Here is a 22,305-nt window from a genome sequence, read left to right on the forward strand (position 1 = left end):
TTTTAACTCTTTTCGTGTCGCAAAAAGGCTATTTTTATGAGTGATTTAATTGACCCCAACATTGTCAAAAAACAGTTACGTGTTCTACATGATCGTGATGATGATTACATCGGATTACTCACAAAAGCAGCTCTCAAACATATTCAAAATTTCTTAGATCGACCACTTGAAGAAGTGACGGTCAATGGTGAATTGCATGAAGATTTGACGATTGCAGCCTTGTTGATCATTACAGATATGTACGAGAACCGAGCAGCTCAAACTGAAGTCAATTTATACGTTAACCAAGCAGTTGAAATGTACATGTTGCCATACCGAAAAATGGGGGTCTAAATGTCAAAACGTTTAATAAAAAAAGCAGCGATGCTTTCAATTATTGCTCAAGAAGATGCTCTGAAAAAGGTTTTAGTTTTTCAAGAAAAGATGAAAGAAGGCACGGTTCCTGTTTCAACGAACTGTATTAAAGAACTTCTCGCAGAGATTGAGCATCATCTTAAAGAATCACTTGATTGGACAGCTGGCATCCATGAAATAGGGGAATGACATGCAATCAGGAAGCTTAAACCAATACATTGAAGTCCAAAGTCAACAACTCGTTTTAAAAACCGATGGTAGTGGTGACCGTGAAACAGTATGGACTACCATCTTTCCTATTTATGGCCGTATTGCAGATGCTTCAGTTCGCGATTTTATTTCTGCACGTAAAGAACAAAAGGTTATAGCAACTCGCGTTGTGTTACGTCAGGATGATATTGAGCCGAATACCGACTGGACCAAGTGTCGTTTGCTTTGTGATGGGTTGTATTACCGCATTATTGCACCATTACGTGATAATAAAACTGGGCGTGAATATATCACTTTGGCATGTGAATTAGGGGCATATACATGGCAGGATTTGTAATTGAGGGTTTAGAAGATGCCCTTAAAAAAATGGATGAAATGACCAAAAATGTAGCCAAAAAACATGTAAAAAAAGCACTTCGAGCAGCTGCAAAGCCAGTTTTACAATCTGCCAAGGACAATGCTAAAAAAATTGATGATCCTAAAACCAGTGCTGATATTTCTAAAAATTTGGTAGTACGTGCAGGTAAAACCAGTGATAAAAATTCTGCCAAAGTGCGTATTGGTGTAAAGGGCGGTGGTGAGTTTTGGCGTAGTAATGAAAATGTGCAACGTAAAGGCAAGCCACGACAGCCAAATCCGCATTACACCCCTGTGGAAAATGACACCAAACATTTTTGGCTAGTGGAGGTTGGGACATCGAAAACCAAAGCACAGCCATATATGCGCCCAGCATTGGAATCTAATATTCAAAATGCGACAGATGCCTTTGCTGAAAAGTTACAAGCTGATTTGATGAGGGATATTAAATAATGCTTATTATCCCGCTATATGATTTATGTGCAGTCGATACGGAATTGGCAACATTGCTTTCTGATGGTGTTGGCTTAAAAGTTGGTGAGTTTGATGCCATCAACATGAATGATGCACCTTATGTATGTTGGCAGATTATCAGTGCAGATCCAGAGCAGTATTTATCTGGGGTATCAGATATGGATGCGTTATATGTGCAAATTGATATTTATGCCAAAGATAAAGGTACTACACGGAAAATTGCCAAGTTAGTACGCAAAGTTATTGAAGAAAATTGTTCTATTGAGGATTTTACTGGCTGCGAGTTGGAGCCAGAAGTCAATTTGTACCGTATTCGGATTGAAAGCCGATGGTTAGAAGAACCTTAACTAAATGAAAGCCACCAAATAGGTGGTTTTTTTATGGAGAAAATTATGGCACGACGTACACAGGGTACCGACATCTGGGTAGTTGATGAATCTAAATCCACACCAGGCGAATTTGAGCTTGTAAAAGTTGTTGGGGCTTTGAATTTTAAGCCTGGTACTGATTCAAAGGAACGTATCGAAGTAACACCTTTGGATGAAGAAGAAAGTAAGAAATACATGGAAGGAGGTGGCTTAAAAGATACCGGCCAAGCAACTTTTGAGTTAAATGCAGATCCGAAAGAGGCTTCACATGGTCGTTTATACGATTTAGAAGTTTCAGGCAAGGAGCGTACTTTTATTGTGGGATGGGCCGGTAAAAATAAAGGTGAGGCAAAAAGTATTGTACCAACAGTGGAAGCTGCAACAGGTGCAGTGACCTTACCTGATGGTCGTAGTTGGAATAAATTCACGGGTTATATCGATTCTTTCCCGATGGATATTGATGCCAATACCGTAGTGAAAACTACAGTCACTATTCAGCGTAGCACCAAAGTTGAATGGATTCGTGAAACTGCTTAAACCCTAGCCCCGAAAGGGGCTAATTTTTTGGATTAAACCATGAAAAAAAAATTGAGCTTAGCCGATATTAAAGCAGGCATTTTAATAGATACACCCGAAAAGATAACCGTAGAAATTATGGTGAATGGTGAACCTTGCGAATTTGAAACCCATATTAAAATTATGGACTATTCAACTGCCATCGCACAGATGCAAGCCAATCAGGAAAAGAAAGAGGCTTTGGCCAGTATTCTAGCGGATTGTATTGTGAGTGAAAAAGGTGAACCTGAATTTACAGAAGATGAAATTCGTCAGCACTTTAGCAAGCCATTGATTGATGCAGTTTGGGAAGAAATTCTGAAGAAGAACTTCTTGGGAAAGGCTACAGCGAAGCCGAATTTGAAGGAGAAGAATTCTGGGCAGAGCTTGTCCTCAACGGCATTGGAGGCAGAACCATTGCCGAAGCCAAGCGAAGCCTTAGTCACAGAGAATACATCTACTGGTGGCAGTACAGAAAGCGCAGAGGAAGCTTAAACTTTGGACTGAGGTTTGAAGAGGCCTTGGCAGGATTGAAATTTATGTATGCCAAGGCAAAAGGCTTTCAGGTGGAAGATGAATATGACTTTTTACCGAACCATGATGCGCCTGAAATTAGTTTTGAAGAGGCAATGCAGCAGTATAGTGGGGAATAGTTTTGCAAAAAAGCTTAAATAATCGAATGAAGCTGATTGATGAAAGGCTCTATTTGGCTTAAACAGCTCATGCAAAGTCACTTGAACTAAGAGAGTTAAACTGTTTATATTCTAACCTCTTATAAGTATAGGGGGTTAGAATGGCGATTAAACCTTGTAAAGAATGCGGTTCTCCAGTAAGTGATAAAGCGCCTACTTGTCCACAATGTGGTGCAAAACAGCCAAAGAAAACATCAAAAATAGCGCTTATTTTTGCAGGCTTAATGCTATTTATGGTAATCATCGGGCTGCTTTCAGGTGAAGATAATTCTGAAAATACACAGCCAGTCACTGAAAAAGAAAATAAAGCAGGTGTTTTGTTGTTTTATTCACAACAGCAAATTAAGCAAAATGCAAAAGATCCTGAATCGGTACAGTTTAGGGGTGAACAAATCCATGAAAACACCGATTCTGGTGCAGTTGCTTGCGGAGAATACAATGCAAAAAATTCTTTTGGTGCATATACTGGGTTTAAAGGATTCGTAGCTGTAGAAAAAGACCAAACGTTGTACATTGAAGGCGGAGTGAATGCAAAGTCATTCGCTGAAAAGTGGAACAAGTACTGCACAAAATAGATTATCAAAACACGATCCGCCTTCGGGCGGTTTTTTTATGTCTGGAGAAAAATATGGCTACAGCTTCATTGGGTCGATTAACCTTAGATTTAGTAGCGCAGATCGGTCAGTTTGTCGAGCCGATGAACAGAGCTGAGCGTAAAGCCAAAGAATCGACAGATAAAATGGGCAAGGCCTTCTCTAACTTTAAAGATCAAATGAATCAATCATTGGGTGGCACTCAATTTGGTTCTGCCCTTGATAGTGTATTGGGTAAAGTAAATGGCTTGCGTGGTGGGGTTGTTGCTGCAAGTGGTGCATTGGCTGGTATGGCTGTTGGTGGAGCTTTAATTGGTGCCGGTGCATTGATACAGATGTCGATAGAGACAGCCAAAGCAGATGCACAGTTACAAATGCTGGCAGACCGTGCTAACACCAGTGTGCAAAATTTTCAAATTTTAGAACAAGCATCTTTAGGTTTTGGTGTTTCACAAGATCAGCTCGGCTCTATTCTTGCAGATGTTCAGGAAAAATTAGGTGAGTTTAGTGCAACAGAAGGTGGTGGTGCTGCGGACTTTTTTGATGCATTGAAAAATAATACCAAGATGACTGAGGATCAAATCAGATCATTTGCAAAAACATTACAAGGCAAAGATGGTGTTGAAGCTATCCAGCTTCTAAATAATAAAATGGATGAATTGGGTGTAACAAGCCAAGAACGTCGCTTTGTTTTTGAAAGTTTGGCGTCTGATTTGGGAAACCTGGCTCCTTTGTTTGCCGAAAATGGGCAATTATTAGAAGAGTACGGAAGAGCACTTGAAGAGGCTGGCGTACTTAAAACAAAAGAAAGTATTGAGCAATCACGACTGTTAGCAGCACAAACGCAAGTTCTTGATATTCAATTCCAAGGTATGAAAAATCAACTTGTAAGTGCTGTGATGCCAGCAGTATCTAACTTAATGGGATTGTTTGTTGATACCACAAATTCAGCGGTTGGCTTGGATAGTGGGGTATCTATTGTAAGCATTGGCATGAATGCATTTGCTGGAGTTGTAGTTACTGCTGCGGGTGTATTAAAAACATTGTTTGTGATTTCTCGCGAGTCTATGGTCCAACTGATTAATGTTGGTTCAACACTATATGGTGTAGTGACAGCAGGTTCATTTAGTGGGGCAGTTGATGCTCTTAAAAATGGTGCGGGTGTTGTAAAGCAGTCATGGTCAGCTATTGCAGATACTGCTTTAGACAGCGGGAAAAAAGCGATAGATGCTTTTGCTGGAACTGCAAGTGCGCAAAATAAACTGACGCAAGCGATTTTGAAAACCACAGCAACATCTCAGCAAAATAGTGCAGGCTTGAAAGTAAATACTAAACAGGCTGAAGATAATGCTAAAGCTAAAGAAAAAAGTTCTAAAGCAACATCAGCGTTATCAAAAGCTGAACGTGAATATAACAAGGTTCTAGAAGAGCGTGAGCGGATTAAATATGACTACGCTTCTAGTGATGATCAGCGTCTGCTCGATTATCAAAAAGAGGTTCAGAGGCTAACTAAGGCAGGTGTAAGTCAGGAATATTTTACTGCAGCTAAAACCCGCTTTGAGCAAGAGAAAAAGCTCATTTCCATGCAGAATGATTATGACCTTGTTCAGCATAATTTAACGGATCAACAGAAGCTTGAAAACACGTTTAAAATCAAACGTCAAGAAATTATTGCAGACAAGAAGCTTAGTGATGATCAAAGAAAATTGAAAATAGCTTCGCTTAATCAACAATATGCTTTGGAGAAGAAGGAAGCCCAGCTCAAAGAGCAAAAGCAGCTTCTTGAAACCAAGAAGGCATATATGTCTGCTGAAGACTATGCCCGTGAATATTATGCTTTAGTGCGTGAAGAAATTCTCAATACAGCAGAATATTCACCAGAGATGAAAAATGCGCTGGTAAAGCAGGCGAATATTCAGCAAGGTGTAGAAGAAAACTCCAAGCGTGAACAGGTTTGGGGTGATTATCAGTCCATGATGGGGCTTGAAAAGTCTCCATATCAGCAAGATATAGATTTGCTTGCAGAAGCACGTGCACAAATGTTGATTACTGAAGAAGAATATCAGCAGCAGCGCTTAGGAATGCAAATGGCTTATGGTGCTCAGTATGGTGCTGATTTTGCGGGCATGATGATGGGCTTAGTCGATTCTTCAAGCTCAGCTTATGCCATTCTTGGTGGTATCCAAAAAGGCGCAGCTTTATTTTCAACTGCCATGAATAGCTACGCAGCTATTTCAGCTGCTTGGGCATCTGCACCATTTCCGTATAACTTGCCTGCAGTCGGTATTGCCACCATGGAGACGGGTTTACTTCAGGCTGCAGTATCTGCATTAAGCCCAGTAGGCTACGCATCTGGCGGTTATACAGGGCATGGTGGTAAGTATGATCCAGCGGGTATCGTTCACCGTGGTGAAGGTGTTTTAACTCAAGAGGAGATTGCTGCTTTGGGTGGTCCAGCTGGCTTTTATGCTTTACGTCAGTCTATTAAAAATGGCTTTGCAGATGGTGGTTTGGTGCTTGATGCTCCCAAATTGGAAAGTCCTAGAATGGCAGCAACACCGAAATATTTGGGTTCACCTCAGGTGGCTCAGGCAAACGTCAATCTAAGCCCGAACTTTGTAATTGTTGATGAGCGTGAAAGTCTGAGTGACTATTTATTCAGTCCAGATGGAACCAAAGCTTTTGTGAAATTCTTTAAACGAAACCGTTCAGCCTTGGGTGTATAACTCAGAGTTATTTTTAGGAATTAGAGAAATGAAAAAATTACTGATATTTAGTGCAGGTGTTGCGTTGGGCTGCTTTTTGAAAAAGCCCAAAGTCCAAAGTGAGCCAAAATTCGTGCTCGTAGATGAGCGTGAAAGTCTGAGTGATTACTTATTCAGTCCTGATGGCACAAAAGCTTTTGTGAAGTTCTTTAAGAAAAATCGACCTGATTTATAGCAAAACACTAGAGGACAAAATGAAAATACAAACCAAATATGGCGAAGTGCACGTATTAACAAATTGCCCTCTGCTTGATTCTACTGAACGACTTGAGTTTAAAACCGAGGTGCATGAATCGTTTGATGGTAGTGAAATTCGATACATTCAGCGTGATGCACCACGTCAAGTCTTGAGCTTCAACTATGTGAATATGCGTAAAGCCATGGGTGATATGTTCCACATGCTCTATGCAAATTTGCGTAAACAGTGGGGTATTCCACTGCCGCAATTTCGACAGCTCATTCCAGATCTAGAAGATAGTGATTTCATTGTAATGGACACGACAGCACATCAAGCCGACCTTAGAGTCGGTTTTATTTTGCTTGAAAGTTCTGAAGGCTCTCAAGTAGTTGAGATCGTGAGCATAGGTCGTTACATCATTGTGCAAGAAGAAATTCAAGATCCTGAAACGCAAGAAATCATTCAAGAATTGATTACCGAGTATCAGGATGGCTTCCGACTTGCAGCCAATGTGACAGCAACCAATGCAGCAATCATGCCGCTACGGATCTGCATTATTGATGGCGATGCATCAATCAATACTGGAGGATTTTGGTCCAACTCAAGTGTAGTTTTTCGCGTGATTGCAGAGGATTCGCCTGAATTTGAAGCTGATGTGCCTGAGCAATTCCTTGGTGATGATATTTACTTCAGGCCTTTGTTGTTGGATGGTAGCTCATTAGAAATGACACTGACGCAGCATCAAAACATTGTCGATGGTGATGTTGGTGGCTTTCAAGATTTTACGCATTGGGCCAAGCCACGATATTTAAAACCATTTAAGTCGTTACTGAGTGACTGGAACCAATACACGGAGTATCGCAAGTTTTTGTTTCGTCGTATGGGACGATTTCAAGCCTTTTGGATGCCATTGTATGAGAAGCATTTGAATATTCTCAATACTGGAAACATCACAACTTCACTCAGTACAAATACAAAGTATCTGCTTGAAGCGGATCGTAAACACATTGCTGTGAAACGCAAAGATGGCACTTGGACAGCGCACACGATTACTGCGAAAACAGGCGGTTCACTCACTGTATCGCCAGCAATCAATGCTCAACGCAGCAACATCCAAACCATTTGCTATTTAGGCTTGCATCGGCTTGATGCTGACCAGATTGAATTTCAATTTTTAGGTGCACATAAAACGCAAGTCACTGTGCCAATCGTGGAGCTTTCATCATGAAAACGAGAGCGGAACTCTATCAATTTAAGCACGGTACTCGCACGTGGTATTTCACCAATCAGCGTAAAGCAATCACACATGCAGGAATTGAGTATCTACCGATCCGTGGCCTACAACGGACCGCTATTGAAGATGAAAGTATTGATAAATGTGATACGGAAGTGACACTTCCGCAAATGAGCTTATTAAATGCTGAAGGTGACAACCTTGCTGCAGTATTTGCGGGGAAAATCTTCTATGGCGGGGTAACTGTCACAATCCTTGAATTGTATCAAAACGAAACCTTGGTATTACATAAAGGCCGTGTGACGCAGCCGAAATTTGATGAAGATGCAGACACGCTGACACTGGTATGTGAAACAGGTGAATCGTACTTAAACCGCAATATTTTGACGCGCAAATTTCAGTCTTCGTGTCCGAATTCAATCTATGACCGTTGGTGTGGCCTGAATTTTAATAAATGGTCTTTTGAAGTCACAGTGACTGCGATCAATGGCTTGACAGTGAGCTTTGCTGTTGTGCCTACACAAATGATTGATGAAGAAGGTAATCCGATTTTTGAGCAAATCCCTGTTGTGGATGAGCTGGGTCAACCTGTTTTAGATGGTCAAGGCAATCCGACTTATGAAGATGGTGCACCAGTCATGGAAACTAAAGCATATCCTGCTGGATGGTTGAATTTAGGCCTGTTAGTGAAAGATGGTGTTTACACCACAATTACGTCGGGCGGTGGGAGTTCTCTAAACCTTTATCGTCAGCACGTCGGTTTAAAAGTCGGTGATGTGGTGCGTGTAGCACCTGGTTGCGATCAATCGTTAAAAACCTGCCATGAAAAGTTTAACAACCATATTCGCTTTGCCGGGCATCCAAACATGCCTGCAGAAAACCCGTTAGAAACCCAATTGATTAAGTGAGTTGAGTATGGAAATACAACAGATTATTGCTCATTACGATGTTTCCCAGATTCAGCACACAAAAGCCCTGGCGCCGCTAATTATTGGGATGATTGTTTCAGCAGTAGTATCAATTGCGGTCGGCGTTTACACATATCTGCAAATGCGAAAGCAGCAGAAAAAAAACCAGCAAAAACCAAATCAACTGGATGGAACAATTGCAGATGAAGGTACTTCATTTAGTGATATCGCAGGGAGCCCTCACATGTATGGGAACATCACACACATTTGGGGTAAAAAAACCACTGCGATTAAAAGCAAAGGCGGGAAGAAATGAAAATTTATATCTCGGATTTACGAAAGGCCAAAATGTGTGCTCGCGGATCGCGGGCATTTTTTTTGGCTCGGGGTTGGGATTGGCAGGATTTTCTGAAGAATGGGCGTGATGCTCAGGACTTTATTAATACGAATGACGCAATGGCAATGCAGGTTGTAGAGGTGGCAAATGGGCGGAAGCAGTAAGCAAGTAACAGGGTATCGCTATTTTGCCAATTTTCTTTTATTTATTGGCAATCCAATTGAAAAAGTTCTCGGTATTAATTTTGATAAACGTGGCTGGCAAACTCCACTCATTGATGAGCAAAAAAATCCATTAAGCATTGGCGAAGTTAAACTACCAAACCTATATGGCGAAAATGAAGGCGGTGTTGCGGGGAAAATTCATGCGCGTTATGGCACTGAAAACCCTCAGCCTGTAGATTTCTACAGCAACCATTTAGCTAAAAATGATCTGCCAGCGCTTGCGTATCCGTATCAATCATACCTAGCATTTAAAGATTTTTACCTCGGCAACTCTGGCTACATGAAAGAGATGTTGCTTTGGCCAAAGCGTATTCATGTGCGAAATGATGGTCGTGAGCAGTGGTATGACGAGAAAGCTGAGATTCCAACAGCATCCTCAATCGCGTATTTAGAGCAAATTCAAAAAAACATTGAGTTTAATTTCTACCGCGACCAAGAGTCGATGTTTAGAGCAAACGCACATCCACCTCAAAAATATACAATTCCATGTAAAACAAAAATAGATGAAAAAGAAACAATCTATAGTTTTAGCCATAGTCCAGGAGCAGGAACAAATGGAAGTGGGAAAAAACTTAGTTTTACTCAACAATTGATCACGTGCAGTAAGAATAATCTGGAGTTTGATCTAACTTTTAGCATTAGAACAAATACAGAGGAAGGTCTAGGTATTGAATTTAATGTGGGGCGTTTAATTTCTATTGAAAGAAGTGAAAGCCGCCTGATTAAAACATATAGTGGCACATGGGATGTTTATGTAAACCCAAGTCTTCAAATAAAAGCAAGCACGTATGGACAATACAACACAGGGGATACATCTCTTGTTGTGTCTGTAGTTCTCGAAAATGCAAGAGTTTCTTCGCGTTATATAAGTGATAGCGGTGATATCAATCCAATCCACAAAATTCGTGAAATTCTCACAGACGATACAGCGATGAATAAGCCTGAGTCCGATGTAAATGACATAAACTTTATGAAAGCGGCAGATCGAATTTGGGATGAAGGGCTAGGAATCTCATGGTCAATTACTGAAAAATCATGCTTAGAAGCAATTGAGGAATTATGCGGACACATTGAGGCTGGTGTGCGTGTAAACCGTCAAACTGGATTGTATGAAGTGGTTTTATTTCGTGACGATTGGTTTAGTGATGATGAAATTCATACGCTTGCAGTCAATAAAATCAAAAGCATGTCGCTTGAAGTTGCAAATGCAGATGAGGCGATTAATCAGCTCAATGTGAGTTATTACAACCGCGATGCAATTAAAGATTCATCCTTTTCAATCGCTGAAAATGCATCAATTCGCAATTTAAACGGGCGCGTAAATGCTGAGGATGTTGATTTTCCATATTTTATGAATCAGCGCAATGCTGCTGTTGTTGCTCAATGGAAATTGAAGCAGATGTCAGCGCCAGTGTGGAAAGGCTCTTTCACAACAGCTGAGTACAATGCGCGAAAGTGGAATCGTTATGATCTTCTAAAATTGGCTTGGCCGCGAAAATGGCAGGGCGAAATTACAGTTCGGATTATGAAAATTAATCTTGGTACGGGTGCTGAGGTGTTGATTGATTTTATTGAGGTAGTGCCTTATTCAAGTCAGTTGTGGTCTGATGTGACTATTGATGAGCCAATTGATGTTGGTGTACAGCCGCCTTTAGCATGTCCATACGAACCATTTGAAATGCCATATTATTTGGCAGTGATGGCACTCGGTCAACGTCAAGTTGATGAAGAGTTAAATTATGAAAATAACTTTGGCATAGTTGGTGTTGTAGCTCAACAGCCACAATCCAATTCTCTTTATGCTGTGATGATGACGCACGACGGCACAGAAGGTGAGGAATGGCTTCGTGCTGCGACAATTAACTACGAGCCTGCTGCTGAACTTGATCAGATTATTTCAAGAACCTCAACAAGTTTTGTTGTTAAAGACAGCACTGTTATCGCAAGTGTGTCAATCGGTACTCTAATTAAGTGTGGTAGTGACTGGATTGGAACTCCAGGCGAATGGATGGTCTTTCAGGGTGTTGATCCACATACAGGTGTTGTGAATGTAAAACGTGGTGTGCTGGATTCATTGCCGCAGGCTTGGGGAGTAGGAACAAAACTTTATTTCTGTGGAAATGATGTTGCATACGATCAAACTGAGTACATTTCTGGCGAAGAAGTTTTTGTCTCAGCACTAACTACAACCCCGTCAGGCATGTTGGAACAGGAAGGCTCAATTGCTATTGAAATGAATGCACGCGCATTCAAACCATACCCGCCCGCAAATGTGAGATTTAATGGAAATTATTTTCCAGAAACTCACGTTATTTCTAACGATATTTTGTTGACTTGGGCGCATCGAAATCGTTTACAGCAAACTGGCGGAGAAATTATTGGTTGGTTTGATGGCAGTGTGACTCTAGAAAATGGGGTTACATATTCGCTTGAATTATCAACAGTTCAAGATGGAATTATTCACAGTGAAATCAATATTGGTTTGGATAATTACACCATCCCAGCGTCAGCACTTCTGCAGAATAAAGCGCACAAATTAAAGCTTTGGTCTGTACGTGACGGGTTTGAAAGCTACCAAATCTTTGAACACAACTTCTTTGTTGAATCTGTGAGTTTGGCTCTTACAGCCACAGCATCAAAAGATAAAGTTATCGGCTCAACATTGCCAGCAGCAAACATTTCAGTAAATCTTGATGAGTCACTAAAAGCAAATATGAGGTTCGACGGAACTCGGATTAACGGCAAAGCTCAAGCTGGCTCAGTTATTACCATCGAAATTGAGGATTGAAAATGACAATATATACTGGCACAGCGGATGCAAATGGGGACTTTATAGTCCCTTTTTCAGCTTCGTACACAAGCGGGCAAAAAGTGACAGTGACTGCTGAAAAGGATGGTGCTTCACAGTCTATTGAACTTTTTGCTCCGAGCGATACAACAGGCGGTGGTGTAATACAGTTTTCTGGAACTTTAGAAAATTTTCCAGCAAATATTGGTGTTGTCACACTTAACGAAATTAATGGGGCGATCGGTGATTACGCATTTTCACCACATGGGAATGCAAATTCAATTTGGAAACGTGCAACAGGATTGGTAATCAATGCAGAGGTAACCGCTCTTGGTTACAGTGCCTGTAATAGTTGGACTCTTGCTCAATCATTAGTTATCAAAGGTGCGGCTATAGATGTTGGTGCATTTTGCTTCAATAACTGGACAGCTGCGGCTGGCTTGGAACTTAATGCTGGGGTTAATTTAACACTAGGAAATTCTGCATTTCAGGGGTGGTCTACAGCTAAATATCTTAAAGTTTTATCGAATGTGGCAGCAATACCTGGGAACTGCTTTTTTGGATGGACTCAATTATTGACAGCTGAATTCAGCTCTACAGTGACAAGTATTGGGAGTAGTGGATGCGGGGGATGGTCTGCTTGTAATCAAATTATTATGCATTCAATCGAACCACCAACAATTACTACCACAACATTCACCGGTTTAAAAACAGGATGCATTTTTAAAGTTCCCGCAGCTTCTGTTGCTGCATATCAAGCAGCGGATAACTGGTCGGCATACGCATCGCAGATACAAGCTATTTAATACACCGAAAGGTGCTTTTTTATTGCCAAAAATAGGGGGCAACATGTCTGAAACGACAGCAGCGGTGGCAGAAACATCAGCTGCAGCTTTGGGTTCAAAAGCAACAGTGACCGGTGGAGCAGCAAGCTTTGCCGGTTTTTTTATGGGCATTGATTGGATGGGATGGGTAGGTATAGGTGTTGCTGTGCTGGGCTTGCTCATTAATGTTTATTTCTCATGGCAACGAAATCAGCGCGAAAAAGAAATTCACGAGCTCACAAAGCGAAAATTAAATAACGAGTGTAAAACAGAGGTGGTAAATGAAACTAATCGATAACTGGAAACAGGCTTGGAAACTCAAGTCAATACAAGTGGGCGCATTAAGCGCCTTTTTTTATGCCTTGATTTTATTCTCAGAGCAGTTTTTAAATATTTGGAATGTTATTCCACAGGAACTAAAAAACAAGATTCCTGAAAACATTGTAGAGTGGGTTGGTATGTTTGTTGGTGTGGCCATGGTTCTTGCCCGCCTGAAAAAGCAACCTGAACTACACGATGTAAATCAATTTGTGACGATTACAGCAGGGCATAGTAATTCAGATCCAGGAGCTGTAAACGGCAAATACAAAGAGGCTGAATTAGTGCGACAATTCCGAAATGCTGTCGCTCACTATCTTGCAGCTGCAGGTCTGTCTTATAAAACCGATGGGGCAGGAACAATTAATCTCCCGCTTACAAATGCTATCGCGTTGGCAAAAGGTGCATCGATCGCAATTGAATTCCATATGAATGCTGCTGCATCGAAACAAGCAAACGGCATTGAGACAATTGCGCTACCCAAAGATAAAATCTTAGCGCAAAAGTTATCTAAAGCCGTTGCTGATGTGTTTGGCAGTCGCTTACGTGGTGATAAGGGTTGGATTGATCAATCACAGTCAGCCCGTGGAAAACTTGGATTTATCAATGCTGGTGGCTTGATCGTAGAACTCGGATTTATTTCGAATGATACGGAACTCGCTGCATTTAACTCAAAGTATTGGTCAGCAGCCAAAGCAGTAGCTCAAGTTATTATTGAACATGAAAAAGGCGCTTAATATTTTATTGCTGTGCATCCTGCTTCAGGCGGCACAGCACATTCAATCTCTACAAAACTTCATGTCACTGTATGCGTACAGTGTGTGAATTAGAGGCTCTCAAATAGGGGGGATTTTTTTAAATCAAAGACAGACATTAGGTTGTTTTATAATGTGTGAAATATTGTCAGGGATTATGATACTTTTTACGATTGGATTTAACAAACAACCGTCTTCATAAAAATCAAATACAATTCTAAACTCATATTCATCTTTAAATATATCGGGCTTTATATATTTAATATCATTAAATATTCCGATTAAATCATTCTTCATTGTGTCTATATTATGATTATCTAAATATAGATCTCTATCTTTATATAAAATGTCTTGATAGTGACTTTTGATTTTGAGCTTACTTATATCAACAATAGGCTTATGAAATACCTGCTTACCATCTACTAAATCTTCTACAATTTTATTAAATAAAGCCTCCTCAAGAGCTTTAACAAATAGCTCCTTCTTAAATAGACTCACATACCAGTAATCATCATAATCTGGAAAAATAGAAACAGAATCTTCATGATTCTCAAGCTTGGATATGCAGAATATGAATCGATTATTATTAACCCAATTGTATCTCGCTTTATAATCAATTCTTATAAAATTTTCAAATGGATATTTTATCGTTAGATTTTCTATATACGCCTTTAAATTACTGTTGTGGGAGTAATTTAAGTGATTGAATAGGTCTCTATCAACAAACTTATCATTAATATCAAAAATAATATTAAAAAAACCTTCTTCCTTATCGGCAATCTGCTCGCTTTCAGTCTCCCTATACTCATGCAATGTACCTATTTTTAGTGTTTTAGAGTTACAGACATTGTATTTTGCAGAGCAACTTTTAACTAAAAACATTTTAAAATCTTCATCTTAAAGGAAATTGTATTGTTCATACATTAGTTGGATTTTGGGGTTTTATCATAATTTCCATCAAAAAAACACTTTTTTTAATGAAGATCATTGGATATTACCACCCACCGATTAACGGTAATTGCATTTTTAAAATCGGATTAATGCTATCGTAAGTTGCTAGCAGAGGAACATGCCAAGCTGCATACTTTGCTAGTCTGATATTTACTCTAAATCACTCATTAACTATCTCCACACCCTCCCAGAATTCACCTTTCTTCTTAGCTAAAAAAATATCAGCATCTCGAACGCTCATAAAATATTTAGCTTTCTCATAATCATTGGTCCAATGCCAACCCGATTGATCTACAAAATTCACTTCTGATAATTCCCAATAATCCAAATCATCTTCTTGTTTAACATAGGAGAGATACTTTTTATTTTTCTTCATGACAATCATTGTTAGCATCCGTATCTTAAGATGATGTGAGTATATGATTATGTAATGTGAATATCATCCTGAACAAACTATAAGTATGAAGTAAAATGCATAAATGGATTAAATGGAATATGCGACAAATTAGCGTCAGTATTAAATTAAAATATTGATATTTAATATATTAGCTTGTCCTTGACATCGTAGAGGTCACCAGTTCGAATCTGGTTAAACCTACCAAATTCAAAAAGCAGAATCAAAATTATTCTGCTTTTTTTTATCTGAAATTATTAGGGTCTGTTGACATTTACTGTTCATAATTAACCCTATAAAGGTAGCCATAAAAATATACAGGCTAAAGCAACAGAACTTTGATAATTCCTTTTGAGCTTGTCATATCGAGTAGCTATTCCTCTAAATTCCTTTAATCTGCAAAACATATTTTCAACTAAATGCCTGATTTTATATAAATACCAGTCCATATGGTCATTGTTCGATTGGCTATTCGTTTTCCTTGGTATATTCGCTTTAGTCCTTGTTTTCCTGATCTGTTCACGCAGTGATTCTGAATCATAGCCTTTATCTGCGCATACCACTTTTGTCTCTTTTAAATCTAATGTTGATATTAAATCATGTGCAACTTTAACATCATGTGTGGTTCCATCGGTAATCATGAAATCAATAGGATTGCCATGTGCATCAACAATCAAATGTATTTTTGAGGAGTTTCCTCCTACACTTTTAGAAATAGATTGATTCGCTATGCCGGCAGAATGTTGATGAGCACGTACATGAGAGCCATCAATAAAAATCCACTCCATATCGGGGCATGAGGCTAGTAATTTGAATAATCTAAGTAACTTACCGCTGCTTGACCAACGATTAAAACGTTTGAAAATAGAGTTTGAATGACCAAAACAAGAAGGAATATCTCGCCACGGACAGCCTGTTCTAATTCTATAGAGAATAGCTTCAATAAAATTGCGTAAATTTGAGTTGTGGTGAATGGATAAATTACGCAGAATAACTTTCAACTTTTGCCAGTGTTGATCTGTCAGCATGGTACGAGGCATAGCGAATAGTAAAATTGGGTTTGGCGATTTGATTTTACTACTTCGCTATTTTTTTAAGCTAAAAGTGTCAACACACCCTAATTAAAGTGTTATTAAGACTATAGTTAAATCAAATCTACTTATATGTAAGGTGTTCTTCGCAATCGTTTTCAATCGTATTTGGCTTGAATAGATTCATATGGATTGAGTCGTAAAATCATCATGAGATGGAATTGGGTGTAAATGCATCTATGTGCAAATACATCAATTTGGATATTGATTGTTTAAGTGATTAAGCCAAACTTCTTTGGCTCATATTTCTGCGTTTATGACTATATAGCAGTGCTTTATACAATGTGTGCTTTAGCGGATTGTTTGAAACAAAAGAGCCGCATTCTATGCGGCTTTTAATTGAGCAAATATATTATGCCGCTTCAGCTTCTAAAATTTCAAAGTCATGGGTAATTTCTACACCACCATCCATCAGCATTTTACTAGCAGAACAGTATTTTTCAGCAGAAAGTTCAACCGCTTTTGCAACTTGCTTTTCCTTCACGCCATGACCAGTGACTACAAAGTGCAAATGAATTTTAGTGAATACAGCAGGAATAGTGTCGGCACGTTCTGCATTTAATTCACAACGAACATCAGTAATGTCTTGGCGTGCTTTCTTTAAAATCGTCACAATATCGAAAGATGCACAACCACCAAGTCCTGTTAAAATCAGTTCCATTGGGCGCGGACCACGGTTTTCACCGCCATATTCTTGTGATCCATCCATCATAACAGTGTGACCACTTTGAGTTTTTGCTTCAAAAGCAACATTCTCTAGCCAATGAACACTAGTTTGCATTGCAAGTCCCTAAAAAAAGCTATAAATTTACGCAGTACCTGTACACTAACATAAATTGAGTTGATAAGGAATTTCAACTCTTACGTGTGACAAGTTCACTTTAGGTCTTGTGCGATCTATAAATTATCCATATTCGGAAACTGTTAGCATGACTTCAAACTTTTCACAACTTAGCACAGATGCGCTATCTCCGGGGCAGTTACCTGAGTCGGTGAAGGCATTATTAAAACGTGCATATATCAATCGTTACCCAAAACGTACAACAATCGTTGATGCGGGCTCAGAATCTAAATCTTTGTATTTAATTCTTAAGGGTTCAGTATCTATCATTTTACGCGAAGATGATGAGCGTGAAATTGTGGTTGCGTACTTAAATGCGGGTGACTTTTTTGGGGAAATGGGTCTATTCGAAGCAAATGCACAGCGTACTGCAGAAGTGCGTACGCGTGATGTATGTGAAATTGCTGAGATTACCTATGAAAACTTTCATGAATTAAGCAAACAATACCCAGACTTAAGTTATGCGGTATTTGCACAGCTTGTACGCCGTCTTAAAAATACGACGCGTAAAGTAACTGACCTTGCGTTTATTGACGTGTCAGGTCGAATTGCACGTTGCTTAATTGATTTATCTTCACAACCTGAAGCAATGATTTTGCCGAATGGTCGTCAGATTCGTATTACTCGTCAAGAGATTGGTCGTATCGTGGGTTGTTCCCGTGAAATGGTTGGTCGTGTTCTAAAAACACTTGAAGAGCAAGGCATGATCGAAACTGATGGTAAAGCGATTCTAATTTTTGATGCATCGCTTGAAGATAAAAGTCAATTGGCTTCTGACGAATTTGACGACGAAGAATAATCATTCTTCTAAATAAAAAAAAGCAAACTCAGGGGTTTGCTTTTTTTATGTCTATTCATTTCTCACTATTATATCTGAACAAGCTTTTCTCACATTTTTTGACAAATAAACAGAAAATTATGATTTAAACAAAGCCGATATCTTAGGTAAGCTACTTCGTGACTTATATATTGATATTTAAAATAAAGAGGGAATTTGTGGCATGCAATTTAAACCATTGGCACATAGCGGAATTTTAGTTCCAGAAATTTGTTTAGGCACTATGACGTTTGGTGAACAAAACACCCAAGCAGAAGCTTTCGAGCAACTGGATTATGCTTTAGAGCGTGGTCTTAACTTTTGGGATACTGCAGAAATGTATCCTGTCCCACCGAAACCTGAAACCCAAGGTTCAACTGAAACTATTATAGGTAACTGGATTGCAGCTCGCGGTGGACGTGATAAATTAATCTTAGCTTCAAAAATTGCAGGACCGTCACAAGGCGGTAGTCATATTCGTGACGGGCAAACCAAATTTATTGCTTCGGAAATTGAGTCTGCTCTAGATCAATCTCTTCTTCGCTTACAGACAGATTATCTTGACTTATACCAACTTCATTGGCCGCAACGTCCAACTAACTTTTTTGGTAAATTGGGTTATGGCAATGCCGAAGCGAACAATACGCAAACTATTACCAATTTAGAAGAAACATTGGTTGCTTTAAGTCATGAAGTGAAAAAAGGTCGAATTCGCTCAATTGGACTATCTAATGAAACGCCATGGGGAACTTTAAAATTCCTACAACTTGCAGAAAAGCATGGTTTAGAAAAAATTGTCAGTGTGCAAAATCCATATAGTTTATTGAACCGTACTTATGAAATCGGTTTATCTGAAATTGCACACTACGAAGGCGTGGGCTTATTGGCATATTCACCTTTAGCATTTGGTTATCTAACAGGTAAATTCCGTCATGGTGCACGTCCTGCCAATGCTCGAGTGACACTATTTTCACGCTTCAGCCGCTATTCAAATGCGGAGAGTGAATGGGCAACAGAACAATATGCACAATTGGCTGAACAGCATGGTTTAACGTTGACACAGTTAGCACTAGCATTTATTAAGCAGCAATTTTTTGTCACCAGTACAATTATTGGTGCGACAAATCTAGATCAGTTGAAAGAAAATATTGATGCTTTTGAGGTGAATTTATCAGAAGACATTTTAAAAGGGATTGAAGCTATTCATCGCCAACAGCCAAATCCTGCACCTTAAGCTGAACTTTTCAGTGGATTAAGCAAAAGCCTGCATGTAAATGTGGGCTTTTTTGACATTTGTATTATTTAAGCAAATGGAAAATCATTGAATTTTATTGTCAGAAAGTCAGTTGAGTTGACAAGAAAATTGCCTAAAAATACATATGTATTTAAACAATATAATAAAGTACTAAATTCTTCAATAAATGACTTGAAAAGTATTCTATTTATACCAATATTATAATTGAGATTTATCTTTATCTTAAAATTAACTCATTGAAAAATATTTGAAAAATGTATTTGAAATTTTAAATATGACTCCCATATATGCTTCAAGTACAGAATTTGTTGTGAGGAATAACAAGAATGCGATTCGAAAAATTCACAAACCGTTTGCAGCAAGCATTATCCGATGCCCAATCTTTAGCAATGGGGAAAGACCATACAGCCATTGAAGGAATCCATATTCTTTCGACATTGCTTGAAGAGCCTTCGAACCAAAGCTTGTTACAACAGGCAGGTGCTAATCTTCCTGAGTTAAAAACCAAACTTCAGCAAGCCCTACAGGATACCGCCACCATTGCGACGCCTACAGGGGACATCAACCTAAATCCTGAAGCAGTCAAAGCGCTAAATTTAGCCGATAGTTTTGCGCAAAAAGCTGGAGATGAGTTTCTTTCTACAGATTGGGTGATTCTCGGTTTAGCTGAAACGGGTAAAACCAAAACCTTATTAAATAGTGTAGGCGTAACGACAGATAAATTACGTAGTGCAATTGAACAAATACGAGGCGGTGAACAAGTCATGAGTAATAACCACGAAGATCAACGTGATTCACTCAACAAATATACCTTAGACCTCAATGCACGTGCATTAGAAGGTAAGCTAGATCCGGTCATTGGTCGTGACGAAGAGATTCGCCGTACCATTCAGGTTTTATCACGCCGTAGTAAAAACAACCCCGTACTGATTGGTGAGCCGGGTGTGGGTAAAACTGCAATCGTTGAGGGCTTAGCACAGCGTATCGTCAATGGCGAAGTTCCTGAAAGTCTGAAAGGTAAACGTGTACTTTCACTCGACCTTGGTTCATTGCTTGCAGGTGCAAAATACCGTGGTGAATTTGAAGAACGTCTTAAAGCCGTTCTAAAAGATTTGGCCAAATATGATGGCGAGATCATTCTCTTCATTGACGAATTACATACGCTTGTTGGCGCAGGTAAAGGTGATGGTGCAATGGATGCAGGGAATATGCTTAAACCTGCATTAGCGCGTGGTGAGCTACGCTGTGTAGGTGCAACCACTTTAGATGAGTACCGCCAATATATCGAGAAAGATGCGGCTCTAGAGCGTCGTTTCCAAAAAGTGATCGTTGATGAACCGAGTGTGGAAGATACCATTGCGATTTTACGTGGTCTAAAAGACAAATATGCAACCCATCATGGTGTGCAAATTTTAGATTCTGCGATTATTGCTGCGGCAAAAATGTCGCATCGTTACATCACAGACCGTCAGTTGCCAGACAAAGCCATTGATTTGATTGATGAAGCTGCATCACGTATCAAAATGGAAATTGACTCAAAACCTGAGCCATTAGACCGTTTAGATCGTCGCCTAATTCAATTGAAAATGCAGTTAGAAGCGGTGAAAAAAGATGCAGATTCAGTCTCAAAAGCTGAAGTTGAGCACCTAGAGAAACAAATTGCTGAAGTTCAAAAAGAATATAGTGATTTGGAAGAAGTGTGGATTGCGGAAAAACGTTTGGTTGACGGCACGAATCAGGCTCAAATCGAGCTAGATAAAGCACGTACTGCCTTTGAAAAAGCACAACGTGAAGGTGATTTAGCAGAAGCCAGCCGCTTGCAATATGGTGTTATTCCTGAGTTGCAAAAACGCTTGAATGAAGAAGAAGTCGCCGAGGTGAACGAAGAACCGAAATTGATTCGTACTAAAGTCACAGAAAATGAAATCGCTGAAGTGGTAAGTGCGGCTACAGGTATTCCTGTTGCGAAAATGCTGCAAGGTGAACGTGAAAAACTCTTACACATGGAGGAGTTCTTACATAACCGTGTAGTTGGTCAAGATGAAGCTGTCGTAGCAGTGTCGAATGCGGTGCGTCGTTCTCGTGCAGGATTATCCGATCCAAACCGCCCAAGCGGTTCATTCTTATTCCTTGGGCCTACAGGTGTAGGTAAAACTGAGTTAACCAAAGCTTTAGGTAATTTCTTATTTGACAGTGATGATGCGATTATTCGTATCGACATGTCAGAGTTTATGGAAAAGCATTCTGTGAGCCGTTTAGTAGGTGCGCCTCCGGGCTATGTGGGTTATGAAGAAGGTGGTGTGTTAACCGAGGCTGTTCGTCGTAAACCTTATAGTGTAGTGTTGTTTGATGAGGTTGAAAAAGCACATCCAGACGTGTTTAACATCTTGCTTCAAGTGTTGGATGATGGTCGATTAACAGACTCACAAGGCCGTGTGATTGATTTCAAAAACACCGTGATCGTGATGACCTCGAACTTAGGTTCAACCGATGTTCGTGAATTAGGTGAAAACCCGTCGAAAGACGAAGTTCGCGCTGTGGTTATGGCTGCGGTATCTGAACATTTCCGACCTGAATTTGTGAACCGTATTGATGAGTTGGTGGTTTTCCACTCTTTACAAAAAGCGCAAATTCGTGGCATTGCGGATATTCAGTTGGATCGCTTACGTTCACGTTTGGCAGATAAAGATATGAGTTTGGCGGTTGAAGATAGTGCCTTTGAATTACTTATCGATGCTGGTTTTGACCCTGTGTATGGCGCACGTCCTCTGAAACGTGCTATCCAACAACAAGTTGAAAATACATTGGCACAGAAAATCTTATCAGGTGCTTTCCAACCGGGCGATACGATTGTCGTTCAAGCGGAAGGAGATCACCTAACTTTTGAAAAGTTAAAACTCAACTAAAAAGCACAAATCTGCTACATCTAGTTGTAAAAACAGAAACCCGGTTTAGGCCGGGTTTTTTAATTTTACGCTTGTCGTAATTTTCGTTTAAATACGTAAAGTTCATTGCATTTCAT

General features: G+C 39.7%; 25 protein-coding genes. 21 read left to right on the forward strand and 4 right to left on the reverse strand.

Annotated features, from left to right (window positions below; genetic code table 11):
- The first annotated feature begins 36 nt into the window (after positions 1–36).
- The 18 genes from FTU75_RS03045 (at position 37) to FTU75_RS03130 (ending at position 13,916) form a co-directional block, all read left to right on the forward strand.
- On the forward strand, positions 37–333 hold the full coding sequence (locus tag FTU75_RS03045) for a head-tail connector protein (RefSeq protein ID WP_180115095.1): 297 nt from the start codon (positions 37–39) through the stop codon (positions 331–333).
- On the forward strand, positions 334–543 hold the full coding sequence (locus tag FTU75_RS03050) for a hypothetical protein (RefSeq protein ID WP_180110528.1): 210 nt from the start codon (positions 334–336) through the stop codon (positions 541–543).
- 1 nt (position 544) lies between these two features.
- Positions 545–901: a head-tail adaptor protein gene (locus FTU75_RS03055; RefSeq protein WP_180115096.1), complete on the forward strand. Its 357-nt coding sequence runs from the start codon at positions 545–547 to the stop codon at positions 899–901.
- Positions 886–1,374, forward strand: coding sequence for an HK97-gp10 family putative phage morphogenesis protein (locus FTU75_RS03060; RefSeq protein ID WP_180115097.1), 489 nt, complete (start codon positions 886–888; stop codon positions 1,372–1,374). Before FTU75_RS03055 ends, FTU75_RS03060 begins: the two co-directional genes overlap by 16 nt.
- On the forward strand, positions 1,374–1,742 hold the full coding sequence (locus tag FTU75_RS03065; RefSeq protein WP_179997226.1) for a DUF3168 domain-containing protein: 369 nt from the start codon (positions 1,374–1,376) through the stop codon (positions 1,740–1,742). Before FTU75_RS03060 ends, FTU75_RS03065 begins: the two co-directional genes overlap by 1 nt.
- A gap of 45 nt (positions 1,743–1,787) precedes the next feature.
- Positions 1,788–2,300 (forward strand): phage tail tube protein, encoded by a 513-nt coding sequence (locus tag FTU75_RS03070; RefSeq protein ID WP_180110524.1) that lies wholly within the window; start codon positions 1,788–1,790, stop codon positions 2,298–2,300.
- A 39-nt stretch (positions 2,301–2,339) separates the two neighbouring features.
- The gene (locus tag FTU75_RS03075) at positions 2,340–2,813 is read left to right on the forward strand and encodes a phage tail assembly chaperone family protein, TAC (RefSeq protein ID WP_180115098.1); all 474 of its coding nucleotides are present in this window, start codon (positions 2,340–2,342) and stop codon (positions 2,811–2,813) included.
- Between the two features lie 298 nt (positions 2,814–3,111).
- Positions 3,112–3,585: a hypothetical protein gene (locus tag FTU75_RS18335; RefSeq protein ID WP_257223698.1), complete on the forward strand. Its 474-nt coding sequence runs from the start codon at positions 3,112–3,114 to the stop codon at positions 3,583–3,585.
- Positions 3,586–3,638: 53 nt separating this feature from the next.
- Positions 3,639–6,329: a phage tail tape measure protein gene (locus tag FTU75_RS03085; RefSeq protein ID WP_180115099.1), complete on the forward strand. Its 2,691-nt coding sequence runs from the start codon at positions 3,639–3,641 to the stop codon at positions 6,327–6,329.
- 28 nt (positions 6,330–6,357) lie between these two features.
- The gene (locus FTU75_RS03090) at positions 6,358–6,543 is read left to right on the forward strand and encodes a hypothetical protein (RefSeq protein ID WP_180115100.1); all 186 of its coding nucleotides are present in this window, start codon (positions 6,358–6,360) and stop codon (positions 6,541–6,543) included.
- A 19-nt stretch (positions 6,544–6,562) separates the two neighbouring features.
- Entirely contained in the window at positions 6,563–7,774 is a 1,212-nt protein-coding gene (locus FTU75_RS03095; protein WP_180115101.1) for a hypothetical protein, read from the forward strand.
- The gene (locus FTU75_RS03100) at positions 7,771–8,688 is read left to right on the forward strand and encodes a phage BR0599 family protein (RefSeq protein ID WP_180115102.1); all 918 of its coding nucleotides are present in this window, start codon (positions 7,771–7,773) and stop codon (positions 8,686–8,688) included. Before FTU75_RS03095 ends, FTU75_RS03100 begins: the two co-directional genes overlap by 4 nt.
- 7 nt (positions 8,689–8,695) lie before the next feature.
- Positions 8,696–9,004, forward strand: a complete 309-nt coding sequence (locus FTU75_RS03105; RefSeq protein ID WP_257223699.1) for a hypothetical protein — start codon at positions 8,696–8,698, stop codon at positions 9,002–9,004.
- Positions 9,001–9,189 (forward strand): hypothetical protein, encoded by a 189-nt coding sequence (locus FTU75_RS03110; protein ID WP_180115103.1) that lies wholly within the window; start codon positions 9,001–9,003, stop codon positions 9,187–9,189. Before FTU75_RS03105 ends, FTU75_RS03110 begins: the two co-directional genes overlap by 4 nt.
- Entirely contained in the window at positions 9,173–12,037 is a 2,865-nt protein-coding gene (locus FTU75_RS03115; RefSeq protein WP_180115104.1) for a phage tail protein, read from the forward strand. Before FTU75_RS03110 ends, FTU75_RS03115 begins: the two co-directional genes overlap by 17 nt.
- Before the next feature lie 2 nt (positions 12,038–12,039).
- Positions 12,040–12,843: a leucine-rich repeat protein gene (locus FTU75_RS03120; protein WP_180115105.1), complete on the forward strand. Its 804-nt coding sequence runs from the start codon at positions 12,040–12,042 to the stop codon at positions 12,841–12,843.
- A gap of 43 nt (positions 12,844–12,886) precedes the next feature.
- Entirely contained in the window at positions 12,887–13,159 is a 273-nt protein-coding gene (locus tag FTU75_RS03125; protein ID WP_180115106.1) for a holin, read from the forward strand.
- Positions 13,143–13,916, forward strand: a complete 774-nt coding sequence (locus FTU75_RS03130) for an N-acetylmuramoyl-L-alanine amidase (RefSeq protein WP_180115107.1) — start codon at positions 13,143–13,145, stop codon at positions 13,914–13,916. The genes FTU75_RS03125 and FTU75_RS03130 overlap by 17 nt, the downstream gene beginning before the upstream one ends.
- A gap of 123 nt (positions 13,917–14,039) precedes the next feature.
- Here FTU75_RS03130 and FTU75_RS03135 read toward each other — a convergent pair whose 3' ends face one another.
- The 4 genes from FTU75_RS03135 to FTU75_RS03150 form a co-directional block, all read right to left on the reverse strand.
- Positions 14,040–14,816, reverse strand: coding sequence for a hypothetical protein (locus FTU75_RS03135; RefSeq protein ID WP_180115108.1), 777 nt, complete (start codon positions 14,814–14,816; stop codon positions 14,040–14,042).
- 229 nt (positions 14,817–15,045) lie between these two features.
- A complete protein-coding gene (locus FTU75_RS03140) occupies positions 15,046–15,270 on the reverse strand; it encodes a hypothetical protein (RefSeq protein WP_180115109.1) in 225 nt (74 codons plus the stop codon).
- Between the two features lie 302 nt (positions 15,271–15,572).
- Positions 15,573–16,319 carry an IS5 family transposase gene (locus FTU75_RS03145; protein ID WP_168377779.1) on the reverse strand — a complete coding sequence of 249 codons (747 nt, stop codon included), beginning with the start codon at positions 16,317–16,319 and terminating at the stop codon, positions 15,573–15,575.
- Positions 16,320–16,722: 403 nt separating this feature from the next.
- Positions 16,723–17,151, reverse strand: coding sequence for an OsmC family protein (locus tag FTU75_RS03150; RefSeq protein ID WP_078188630.1), 429 nt, complete (start codon positions 17,149–17,151; stop codon positions 16,723–16,725).
- 148 nt (positions 17,152–17,299) lie between these two features.
- Between FTU75_RS03150 and crp the strand changes: the two genes are divergently transcribed.
- The 3 genes from crp (at position 17,300) to clpB (ending at position 22,189) form a co-directional block, all read left to right on the forward strand.
- The gene (crp, locus tag FTU75_RS03155; RefSeq protein ID WP_168377778.1) at positions 17,300–18,010 is read left to right on the forward strand and encodes a cAMP-activated global transcriptional regulator CRP; all 711 of its coding nucleotides are present in this window, start codon (positions 17,300–17,302) and stop codon (positions 18,008–18,010) included.
- A 202-nt stretch (positions 18,011–18,212) separates the two neighbouring features.
- Positions 18,213–19,262, forward strand: a complete 1,050-nt coding sequence (locus tag FTU75_RS03160) for an NADP(H)-dependent aldo-keto reductase (protein ID WP_180115110.1) — start codon at positions 18,213–18,215, stop codon at positions 19,260–19,262.
- Positions 19,263–19,609: 347 nt separating this feature from the next.
- Positions 19,610–22,189, forward strand: a complete 2,580-nt coding sequence (clpB, locus tag FTU75_RS03165; protein WP_180105573.1) for an ATP-dependent chaperone ClpB — start codon at positions 19,610–19,612, stop codon at positions 22,187–22,189.
- Positions 22,190–22,305: the final 116 nt, after the last annotated feature.

It is taken from the genome of Acinetobacter sp. YH12140 (assembly GCF_013418475.1).
Taxonomy (GTDB): Bacteria; Pseudomonadota; Gammaproteobacteria; order Pseudomonadales; family Moraxellaceae; genus Acinetobacter; species Acinetobacter amyesii.